General features: G+C 35.0%; 7 protein-coding genes and 3 pseudogenes. 1 reads left to right on the top strand and 9 read right to left on the bottom strand.

Going from position 1 to position 11,329, the window contains the following annotated elements; all coding sequences use genetic code 11:
- The 9 genes and pseudogenes from AFK68_RS26425 to htpG form a co-directional block, all read right to left on the bottom strand.
- Positions 1 to 295: sulfotransferase (locus AFK68_RS26425; RefSeq protein WP_143438304.1), on the bottom strand; the 295-nt coding region annotated here is incomplete at its 3' end.
- Between the two features lie 267 nt (positions 296 to 562).
- Complete coding sequence (locus AFK68_RS26430) at positions 563 to 1,498, bottom strand: glycosyltransferase (RefSeq protein WP_094676486.1); 936 nt, start codon at positions 1,496 to 1,498, stop codon at positions 563 to 565.
- A gap of 233 nt (positions 1,499 to 1,731) precedes the next feature.
- Entirely contained in the window at positions 1,732 to 2,523 is a 792-nt protein-coding gene (locus AFK68_RS26435) for a hypothetical protein (RefSeq protein WP_246844476.1), read from the bottom strand.
- 32 nt (positions 2,524 to 2,555) lie between these two features.
- The gene (locus AFK68_RS46565) at positions 2,556 to 3,197 is read right to left on the bottom strand and encodes a glycosyltransferase (RefSeq protein ID WP_371357571.1); all 642 of its coding nucleotides are present in this window, start codon (positions 3,195 to 3,197) and stop codon (positions 2,556 to 2,558) included.
- 394 nt (positions 3,198 to 3,591) lie between these two features.
- A partial coding sequence (gene hpsE / locus AFK68_RS26445; protein WP_143438308.1) for a hormogonium polysaccharide biosynthesis glycosyltransferase HpsE occupies positions 3,592 to 4,467 on the bottom strand: 876 nt, incomplete at its 5' end.
- A gap of 1 nt (position 4,468) precedes the next feature.
- Positions 4,469 to 4,810: pseudogene (locus AFK68_RS26450) on the bottom strand (glycosyltransferase); the annotation flags it as partial.
- Between the two features lie 801 nt (positions 4,811 to 5,611).
- Positions 5,612 to 5,848, bottom strand: coding sequence for a 50S ribosomal protein L28 (gene rpmB, locus AFK68_RS26455; protein ID WP_094676490.1), 237 nt, complete (start codon positions 5,846 to 5,848; stop codon positions 5,612 to 5,614).
- A 772-nt stretch (positions 5,849 to 6,620) separates the two neighbouring features.
- Positions 6,621 to 7,115: pseudogene (locus tag AFK68_RS26460) on the bottom strand (molecular chaperone HtpG); the annotation flags it as partial.
- Between the two features lies 1 nt (position 7,116).
- Positions 7,117 to 8,955 (bottom strand): annotated as a pseudogene (htpG, locus tag AFK68_RS26465) (molecular chaperone HtpG); the annotation flags it as partial.
- A 642-nt stretch (positions 8,956 to 9,597) separates the two neighbouring features.
- Here htpG and hpsE (AFK68_RS26470) point away from each other — a divergent pair.
- Positions 9,598 to 10,671 (top strand): hormogonium polysaccharide biosynthesis glycosyltransferase HpsE, encoded by a 1,074-nt coding sequence (gene hpsE, locus AFK68_RS26470; protein ID WP_094676492.1) that lies wholly within the window; start codon positions 9,598 to 9,600, stop codon positions 10,669 to 10,671.
- The last annotated feature ends 658 nt before the right edge of the window (positions 10,672 to 11,329 follow it).

The raw sequence follows: 11,329 nt of genomic DNA on the forward strand, positions 1-11,329 counted from the left end.
CTTTAATAAAGCTACGAGTATATAAATCTATAAACGGAATTTTGGGAAAATATTTTAACATCTCTGGGTGATTAATTTCTTTGTGAAAATATTTTTTGAGATGTGGTTTTAAACGTGGTGAAATTAATCCAAATTTTTGTCGCTTAGGTTCGTATTTAGCTACTCCATAGAGGAAAAATTTTGTTTCAGGAAAAGAAGCTATTTGAGGATGAGTTGCTAATAAACTTTGTAATAATGTTGTCCCAGAACGAGGACATCCGAATAGAAAAATTGGTGCTTGAAGTTTTTGTTTCATAATCGCCTTTTTATTAGTTATAAATTATATATAGCAGTCCCAAATAGGTTGTAAAATTTTATCGTAGGGGTTTGGTTTCCAAATCCCTTTTGCGGTTGGGTTTGGAGACCAAACCCCTACAGTTTTTTTCACAAATCATTTAAGATTGCTATATAGCAATCCCAAGTACGTTGTGAAAACTTTTATAATAGTTAATCTCAGTTGAAAGCTTTTGAAATTTTGACTTCTGAGGACTGACTCCTAATTACTACCAAAATCAGTTTTTTGTTATTTATTCAACCAGACTTCGACAAAATACCCCCAACTGCGCCAAATACGAGACCGAGTTGTTAATCGTACTTTCTTTTGAGGCCAAAGTTGAGCTATAACTCGTTTTAAGTTAAGCAGATTTGACAAACTTTCCTGATATTGATAGTATAGAGGTTTACCTATAACCTTATCGGCGATCGCATCAGACCGACCTTGCCAATAACTACGACTCAATAACCATTCAGCATTAATTCTTTCTTTTGGAACCCAATGTTGCACAAATGCTTTAGGGTTATAATAAAATTTCCCACCCTGTTGCTCTAAAATTATATTTAGTAACAGTTCTTCTTGAGATAATAATTTCTTTCCTTTACGGCCTAATTTTTCATTGAAACCTCCTACACTTTTGAGAGATTCTTTCCTGTATGTCATATTGGCCCCGTAAGGAAATTTATTTGTTTTAAACCACTTAGGCTTTGAGCCATAATCAAGTACAGTAAAAAAATCCTCCATACTTCTATCTATCCAGTCTGGTTTAGGAATTTCCCATAACCCATAAATAGGCCCACCAACACATACTGGAGATGGCTCAACTGTAGTAAAACTATCTAAGATCGATTCTAACCATTCTTCAGAAGGAATAGCATCATCATCTAAGTAGGCAATATACTTAGCTTTGGCCTGATTTAAAGCTGAATTACGAGCCTTTGATAGTCCAAGCACTGGTTCGTATATATAGCGAAAATTAGAATATTTTTCTTGATAGCGATCGCCTATTTCTTGAGTATTATCCTGAGAAGCATTATCTATAATTAAAACTTCAAAATTTTGACTAGCAAGAGATTGTTTTATCAATCCATCTAAAGCCAAAATTAACCTATCTGCTCTATTATGAGTGCATATAGCCACAGAAATTAGTGGTTGAACATTTTCTTGATTTTCAGATAAGGACATAAATCATCTTATGAAACTTTTTTTTCCAGAAGTATGAAATTTTAGGGCAGTAGATAAAGAGAGAAAAAGAATATAGATGTTAATTGTTAAAGTTTACCAAAAAATCAAGGTATAAAGCCTTCTATTTCAAGATAAAAAAGTGCTAGGATATTTCCTTATATTCAATTCCTTTACGGTTTTCCTTGAGGTAATTATCCATTATCCATTAATGAATGTCTACCAATCAAGTTAAGCTAAACTTGCTGGTGGCTTTTTGAGGTATTATCCCTAATAAAATCTACATATTTACTTTTTTTAATTGCTTCAATTAACTCTTCAGAATTTTCTACCATTTTTGAAAGCTCCAATGGCATTAATTTGACGAGATTAGTTTTTACAGGTTTTGAGGGTAGATTAAATAATTCTAGAACTTGGTCTACAGTTTTTTGATGAGATTCGCTATTAAGCAGATTATCCTCATAGGTAAGACTAAGATGAGGTATTTTCTGGAGTAAGTTTTTTTCATACTTTCCCAGTTCTTCGCTAAATTGAATCCGTTGAAATAATTCTTCAATTTCTACCTTAATTGGCTGATACTTAAATTCACCTTCGTGAGAACGATGGTGAAATTTTTGTTTCCGTTTAGCATTAATATTAGATAGAGCATGATCGATTAGATTACTACGAGTTAAATAAATAAATTTATAACCACTTTCGTATAGACTAAGTAAAAATTTCTCTGGCTCAGAAATAGGCTGCACATCTCTAACCTGATAACTCAAAAGCTTAAAACCATAGACTCTAGATTGATAACGTGAAGAACATAAGTCTATATAACTACGAGGAAATAAAAGCCTATCGTGTAAGATTTCATTATCACAATGAACTTGATTTTGATTAGTTAATAAGTTGACTAACAGCGTACTGCCAGAACGCCCTCTACCAAAAATCACAAATTTATTTGATGGTAAAGATGGTTTTTTCCATAGATATAATCCATAATTCCCTATTTCTTTTAGGTGCCGTTTTACCACAGATAAATTCATATTTCTCCCCTTGTTTCACAATAATCATTCATTTAAGAATGAAAGTCTAAAACCTGTTGATAAGTTTCTATAGTCTCCTGACTTAACCTGGACCATTCTAACTTTTCTAAATTAGGTTGTGGCGATCGCCCTTCTTTGATAGCCCACTCTAATCCAGATTCTAAAATCTCTGTTGTTAACTCTCCTCCATACAATTTTACCCAATCTTGCCCTACTCTTTCCTGCCACTCTGGCATTGCTCCCTTCTCAGGTACTAATATAGGACAATCAAAAGAAAGGGCTAACAATGCACTGCCTGAATTTAAAATCTCTTGAAATGGTAAAGCTACTAAACTTGCCGCCCTAAAATATGTCTGTAAATCTTGATCGGGTATATACCTAAACTTTAGTTTCACCCTAGAATCATTTCCTGCTGCTTCGGATATATGAGACTTCAGTTCAGGGACTTCTAGTTTACCTGCTACCAATAATATCCAATTAGTAGGATCTAATTCTCGAAAAACTTGGACTAGATGAGGCACATTTTTATAATGGTCAATATAACCTAGGAATAAGAGTACATGACAATCGGGAGGTATATTCAGAGTTTTCCGAGCTGCCTCGCGATTTGTATTGTCAGGATAAACCTGCCGCCAATGACCACTAGGGCGAAATAGGTTCGGGCGACCGCTCAACTCAGTACAGGNGGCAATGACTGATGCACCCATCTACTCGCTTGATGAACTCTGACTGAAACCATGCTGCTAATTGAGGATGTAGTATACTGTGAGGATTTTGGTCGTGAATTGTCCAAACAATCTTTGTTCCCCTAGCCCTGACCCAATCTATTGCCAATAGCATAGTTATAGCTCGCAAAGCTGCTAAAAATTGATTTGGATGGCGCACAATATTTTCCATTACCCAATGAAGATGAAAAATATCGTGTTGTTGGCGTAATAGTTTGCTTAGAGAAAATTCTGTAACTGTTACTCCTTGCTGCATCACCTGAGAATATAACAACGAGTTATAGGGATTTTTATACTTCGTTTTAAATGCTGGCCAAGCAATAATTTTCATCTAAATTACCTACTATTTGAGCAATTCCACTGAAACTACCTGAGATTCTTGGGCTGAATTCTGATTTTGTTCAACCTTTGCTAAATAACCATTTTTCCACAAATAGAAAGGACTGATTAAACTATTAATATATAATTCCAATTCAGAAGCCGCTACTACATCTGTTTGTAACTTTAGATTATATTTAAGTAAATGGCGGACAATTTTCCTAGTATCATTTACTGTATAAGCTAAAAAAGCTAATGGTTTTAACCATGGCTTAACTCCCAACATTCGAGTTACATAACGACTCAAACCTATGCCACGGAAAAAACTAATTAAATAATCTTTTTCCAATCGATGTTTGGGAATTTTGTGAATTAATTCCATTGCTGGATTATACCAAATTTCCCAGCCTGCTTGTTGAATATAACTAATAGTTTCTGTATCCTCAGCAGTTAACATTGAACCTGGTTTTCTACCACTTAATATACAGTATTTGGGAACACTTTCTAGCCAAGCTTTTCTACGAACTACTAATCCTGCGGAAGGCGGTATTACCTTCAATGCTGGTTGATATAGTAATGGTTCTTCGCCCCTTTCAGTAATTGCAAAAAATGGTTTAATTCGATCAAAATTAGTTGGTAGTTCTCCAGCAAAATCTCCATGAATTTGACTGGCATAAGCACCTGCCTTGGGATATTTTTGAGCAAATTCATAAGCTGCTGCAACCCAATTTTGTGCAGGAATATTATCATCATCTAGAAAACCAATTAAAGGTGAATTGGCTGATTGAACCGCTTTTTTTCTAGCAAATCCTGCACCTTGTTTTTCTTCAAAAAAGTATCTTAGGATCATTGGCTGAGGACAGTTTTTTTGATATTCTCTAACTACTTTTTGCGTATTGTCNTTTTTGAGCAAATTCATAAGCTGCTGCAACCCAATTTTGTGCAGGAATATTATCATCATCTAGAAAACCAATTAAAGGTGAATTGGCTGATTGAACCGCTTTTTTTCTAGCAAATCCTGCACCTTGTTTTTCTTCAAAAAAGTATCTTAGGATCATTGGCTGAGGACAGTTTTTTTGATATTCTCTAACTACTTTTTGCGTATTGTCTTTGCTGTTATTATCTACAACAATAACTTCCCAAGATAGTCCTTCTGTATTGATTTGAGAGCGTAATTTATCTAGAACTAATGGTAATCTTTCTGCTCCATTATATGTAGGGATGACTACAGTAAAATCAGTCATAACAATTTACATCCTAAATTAAGTAATTCTATATTTACAATATATTTAATATTATGCTACCCTGACGACAGTATATATTCGTAAGTTCCTAATTTAATCTACAGCTTTCTACGAAAAAATAAAGGTTTTGGGATTGTCGATCGAGCAAATTTGACATCCTCACGACCGCAAGACTATTTCTCTGGTACGGGTCTTATGCCAAAATTAAGCTCAAACAGGAAACAAAACCCTCAAAATTTTCCAGAACTGAATTTTTAGGAGCTATTAATAATATTTATAAATTATAGACTTATATTAAGTCTTCTTGAGATAACTTTGGGTTTGGGATGAGGCAACAATTTGAAATCCTTGACGATCATCAGTCTTTAAATAGAGCTTTTCGATTAAATCCAAAAGCATTGACATATAAAAGCTTTAGCTTTTGCGTGTGTGAAAAAAGTGCAGGGTTTTTGTTCCCTTAAGCTGAAAATACTCAGATTTTGAGTAGACAAACGCAGAAAAAGGAAGGGACAATTCTGACTCCTATCTCCTCTATAATTCCTGTTCTTCCTGACTCCTGACTCTCACCCTTACCAAAAGACTTTTTTAGCAAACCCTAAATATTGAGTTGACAAACAGTCTCTGGGCTAAAAATGTTATTCTCAGAATTCCTAAAGATCCTAAATTTCAATAAAATTAATATATATACATACATACTAATTAACAATCATCCGGAAAAAAGAAACAAATATATAAATAAATAGCCCTATCCTACAGTTGATGAGGACAGGGCTAAATTATTGGAGTAAAGAAACAAAGATATCAACACTTATTCAAGTTAATGCCAGCTTCTTTGGCCATAGCTTGTATACCTTTGTTTTCTAAAGTTTTAATTGCTTTGGTAGATAATTTTAGCTTTACCCAACGATTACCTTGAGGCCACCACACTCTTTTCCACTGGAGATTTGCGTGCTGTAATTTGTGGGTACGAATATGGGAGTGGGAAACTGCATAGCCATTATTAGCTTTCTTTCCCGTCAATTGACATTTACGACTCATAACTTTGTCCTTCGATCTTGTGTTTACAACCTTTTTATTATATAGGTCATTTCAGTTATCAGTATCTCTAGCTAGGGTTTGCTAAAAAAGTCTTTTAGTAGAGGGGAGGAGTCAGGAGTCGTAGGGGCGTTTGCGGAGCATTCCGGAACGGAAATGGCCATGTGCTAACGCAAAGCTCCGCTTTATATGTCGCGCAGCGTTAACGGAGTTGTGCGATAGCAAAACGCCCGTACAGGAGTCAGGAGGAATGGGAGTTATAGAGTAGGTAGTCACAAGAACAGTCCCTTGATTTTTCTGCCTCGCACCTGCCTCAAAATGGTCACTTTTTCAGCTTGAGGGACCGAAAAGCTGGTACTTTTTCCAGACCTAAAAAGGCGAAAACTTTTATCTGTAAATGCTTTAAGATTTACTCAGCAAGTCCTGGTTAAAGTCCTGTGGTTGAAATACTGAAGGTGATTTTTTTCATCCTCTATCCAAGGAAAGGCTATTAACGATGTTAATCCCAAATATTTTAGTTATTGGAATTCCTTATGGGAGTAGGGGAGAAAGATTGTTGTTGGGTTGAGGGACGAAATCTAAGCTAATGGACTGAAACAACTAATTTTGTGCATTGGGACGGGTTTGTCTAAATCTCAGAGTCAGGATGAAAATTATATCNCTGAAACAACTAATTTTGTGCATTGGGACGGGTTTGTCTAAATCTCAGAGTCAGGATGAAAATTATATCTAAAACCCGCCCCTACTATATAAATGACTATGAAACTGACCCTGTTTATAATGCTTTTTCGGTTAACTTAGTCAAGACCTCGTTAGACCTTTCCACAAATTCTTTCATCCCTTCAGCATCAAAACCCTTTTGTGCCATTAAAGCTAAATCGTATACATGATGACAGATTTCTTTGGCCAATTCTGATGATGGAGATTCTCCACTACCCTGAATAATACTACCTTGACTAATATTAGCGAGATTCTGAATTAGTGGATGGGCTGTATTAACTAACAAAACATGGTCTTCGGGAAATTCTGTTTTTTCCTGCTGTAACATAGCAGTCATATCCCGTAACCTGCGCATTGCTTCTGGTAATAATACCATTGCTGGAGGAGTAGCTTTAGCATCTTCTGATTTTAATGCCTGTGCTTTAACATTTACTTTGGGTTTATTTAGTGCTTTTTCAAATAACTCTTTAATTTGTTCGCTGCGAGTTTTATTGGTGGTTGGGTCAACTATTTCTGATTGATTTTCTTTGTCAATTAATGTGTCATCTAANACTGCCATGACGAATATTAGCGAGAGTAGGAAGGAGGGGAGGGGAGGGAGGAAAGAAAAAAAAAGGGGAGGAGGGAAAGGGGGGGGGGGAATGATGTAACATAGCAGTCATATCCCGTAACCTGCGCATTGCTTCTGGTAATAATACCATTGCTGGAGGAGTAGCTTTAGCATCTTCTGATTTTAATGCCTGTGCTTTAACATTTACTTTGGGTTTATTTAGTGCTTTTTCAAATAACTCTTTAATTTGTTCGCTGCGAGTTTTATTGGTGGTTGGGTCAACTATTTCTGATTGATTTTCTTTGTCAATTAATGTGTCATCTAAATCAGAATCTACTCTGGAAAATTTAACATCTTGATATTCTCTTTCTAGGAAACTAATAAAGTGAGTATCTATGAAAGAGTCAAGGAATAAAACTTCTAGTCCTTGGTTTTTATGTAGCTCTACATAAGTTGCTTGAGAAGCAGGTTCGGTACAATAATAAACTCTATTTTCGTGACGTTCTTTATTACGTTCTAAATATTCTTTGAGAGTTGTGTAATAAAAACCTTGTTCGTCAGTATTTTTAACTTCAGAATTTTCTGGAGTTACTTCTTGCCAAACATCTTCTCCTTCTGCTTGAACTTCTACTGCTGGTTTAGCTTCAGTTTCAGTTGTTTCACCTTCGTTTAGTTGAGCTGTGGTGCGATAAATTATGATGTCTTCTACTTGCTTTTTAAACTTATCGTCATTCAATGCACCAAACTTAACAAATGTACCAACATCTTGCCAACCACTAATATATTTATCCCGTTCATCCCGATAAAGTTCTTTGAGGCGATCGCCTACTTTTTTGGCTATATAATCGGCAATTCTTCTGACAGTTCGATTACTTAATAAAGAACTACGAGAAACATTTAGAGGAATATCTGTACTATCAATTACTCCTCGCAAAGGCATTAAAAATTTAGGGATGATTTCCTCGCAATGGTCGGTAACAAATACCTGATTACAGAACAGTTTAATATTGCCTTGAGTAACATCTACATCTGGCTTTAATTTGGGAAAATAAAGAATTCCATTAACAATAAAAGGATAATCAGTATTGAGATGAACCCATAAAAGAGGATCTTCTTGGAAAGGATAGAGGTGACGATATAGTTCTAAGTAATCATCTTTTGTCAGATTCTGAGTAGATTCTCGCCAGATCGCCTTATGTTTATTAACTTCTTCACCCTCAAACTTGATGGGCACTGGCATAAAATCACAGTAAGTTTTAATTAACTGTTGAACGCGAGTAGGTTCGAGATATTCTTTTTCTTCATCTTGGAGAGTTAAAGTAATAGTTGTACCTCGTTCTGTACGAGTCGAATCTGATATTTCAAATTCTGGAGAACCGTCGCAACTCCAATGAACAGCTTCTGCACCTTCTTGATAGGAAAGGGTATCAATTTCTACCTTTTTCGCAACCATAAAAGATGAGTAAAAGCCTAAACCAAAATGACCTATAATAGCATCATTCTCGCTACCTTTATATTTTTCGATAAACTCTTCAGCACTAGAGAAAGCAACTTGATTAATGTATTTTTTAATCTCATCAGCAGTCATGCCAATACCATTATCGGTAATGGAAAGAGTTTGATTATCTTTATCTATTTTGATTTCTATTTCTGGAGTGGTAACATCTCCACTATACTCTCCAGTTCGAGCCACCATTTTCAGTTTAGCAATGGCATCTACACCATTAGAAACTAATTCCCTTAAGAAAATTTCATGGTCGGTATAAAGAGATTTTTTGATAATTGGGAAGATATTTTCAGTATGGATACTGATTTTACCTTTTTCTAGTGTTGTACTCATAGTGTTTATCTATTTTATCTAGATGAATATTTAGTAGATCATTCAGGCAATTGTCTAATGTTTAAAAATCTTCAAAGATACTAAGCCGCAATAATTTTTAGACATTATGGCCAATTGCTCCTGGTAAGTCTTCAATACTATTTAATAATTTTGATTTATAGAGTCTTTTTTTTAAACAGGGATTGCACCAAAAATCTGATTCGGATTTCACTACCTAGGAATAAAGAAACAATTAACAATTACCTCTTATTCAAAACAAGAGGATTTTTTTCTCATGAATAGAAAGTCAAAGAATATAAACTGATCAATTATTATAGTTGATAATAATAGCAGGAACAATTTCAAACATACATAAAAGTTTTTAATCTTAACTTACAGCATTTCCGAAGTTATTATGTACATATATTTATGGTTTTAGGGAATTAGGTATGAAGGCAAAAAATCTTCACGATTTTCATTATTTTTCTAGAATAGAGAGTAAAAATGGTTGATACAATCATCGGGTGTTACACTCAAGTTAATGACTTCTTAACATTTAAAAAACTGGTTTCCTCAGAATTTCAGTATTATTACTGTAGCTGATAACAATGGGAAGCTGTTATGCTAAATTTATTCGTCTCTATACTTTAAGGATAAAATGTGATGAAAAAAAATCAGTATGATTTTACTGTTGCAATTAGAGCATACAATGCAGCAGAGTGTTTACCTGATATAATAGAGAAGCTCAAAATTCAAGAGGGAACCGAAGAAATAAACTGGGAAATTGTTATAGTTGATAATAATAGTAAGGACAATACAGCTGAAATAATCGCCAATTACCAATCTAAATGGCAGGAAAAGTTTCCTCTCAAATATTTCCTAGAACCTCAACAAGGAGCGTCAATTGCTAGAAAAACAGCAATGGAAAAAGCACAAGGTTATTATGTGGGTTTTTTGGATGATGATAACTTACCTGCACCTAACTGGGTTGCTCAAGCTTATGCTTTTGGCAAATCACATCCTCAAGCTGGTGCTTATGGAGGACAAATTCATGGAAAATTTGAAGGTGAACTACCTAAGAATTTTAAAAAAATAGCTCCTTATTTGGCAATTATTGAACGAGGTAAAAAAGCTTTTTCCTATAACGAACATAAGAAAAAAGTTTTACCACCAGGAGCTGGTATGGTTATTTCGAAAAAAGCATGGCTAGAAAATGTTCCTAAAAATTTATTCCTTACAGGACCGGCTGGAAAATCTTTGGCACTTAAGGGAGAAGATATAGAAATTTTAGCTCATATACAAAATGCAGGATGGGAAATTTGGTACAATCCAGAAATGCATATCTATCATCAGATACCTTATTGGAGATTAGAACGGAATTATTTAGTATCTCTAGTGAGTGGTTCAGGATTACACAGAAATCATATTAGAATGATACGGTTGAAACTTTGGCAAAGACCTTTAGGATTTTTGGCTTATCTAGTTAATGATTTTCGTAAGGCTCTATTATACTTTATTAAAAATTATAGTTTGCTGAAAATTGATACAGTTGCTGCTTGTGAAATGGCAATGTTATTAAGTATTTTAGTCAGTCCATTTTATATATGGAAGGTGCAGTTGTTGAGAAAAATGGCATTGGTGAATCAAGCTATGAAATCTAAATTTGTAAAAGATCAAATGCTTTTAAATAAGCACTCACCACTCACCACTCAGCACTCAGGAGGATCTTTTTTTTAACGTTTACAAGGAGATTTCCATTCTTCCTAAACATCCGGCCTATAGAAGCCGGGTATTTACTCAAGCTCAAAAAGCTAGCTAGTTAAATAGGATCTAGACAATCGTCATTTCTAGAACAATCATAGCCAAAATTACCAACACCAATATAACCCAAAGGACAGCTATCTCGCCCATTGACAACGACAGTCACAGCATAGATAACTCTATATTTCTCTGACGATGACTGTCTTTCACTACTTTATTGCTTTGACAATTAAGGACAATCCACCTCTCAATAAAACTCTAGAATATCATTCTCTATTGTGCAACACCAATTCTCTAGATAGAGCTTGCTGATTAAATATAAAAGTATTTAAATATAAAGGTTTCAGCCTTTTTAGGTCTGGGAAAAGTACAAGGTTTTCATTATAGGGATCTCAAAAAGTTAGGATTTCGGGTTGACGCGAGGCAGAAAAATCAAGGGATAATTCTTCCGACTGCCTTCTCTAAATTCCCCATTCCTCCTGACTCCTGTACGGGCGTTTTGCTATCGCACAACTCCGTTTTGCTGGCGCAAAGCTCCGCTAACGGCTAAGAGCCGACATGAAAAACGCGGAGCGACATATAAAGCGGAGCTTTGCGTTAGCACATGGCCATTTCCGTTCCGGAATGCTCCGCA

This window comes from Hydrocoleum sp. CS-953, from assembly GCF_002260545.1.
Classification (GTDB): Bacteria; Cyanobacteriota; Cyanobacteriia; order Cyanobacteriales; family Microcoleaceae; genus Trichodesmium.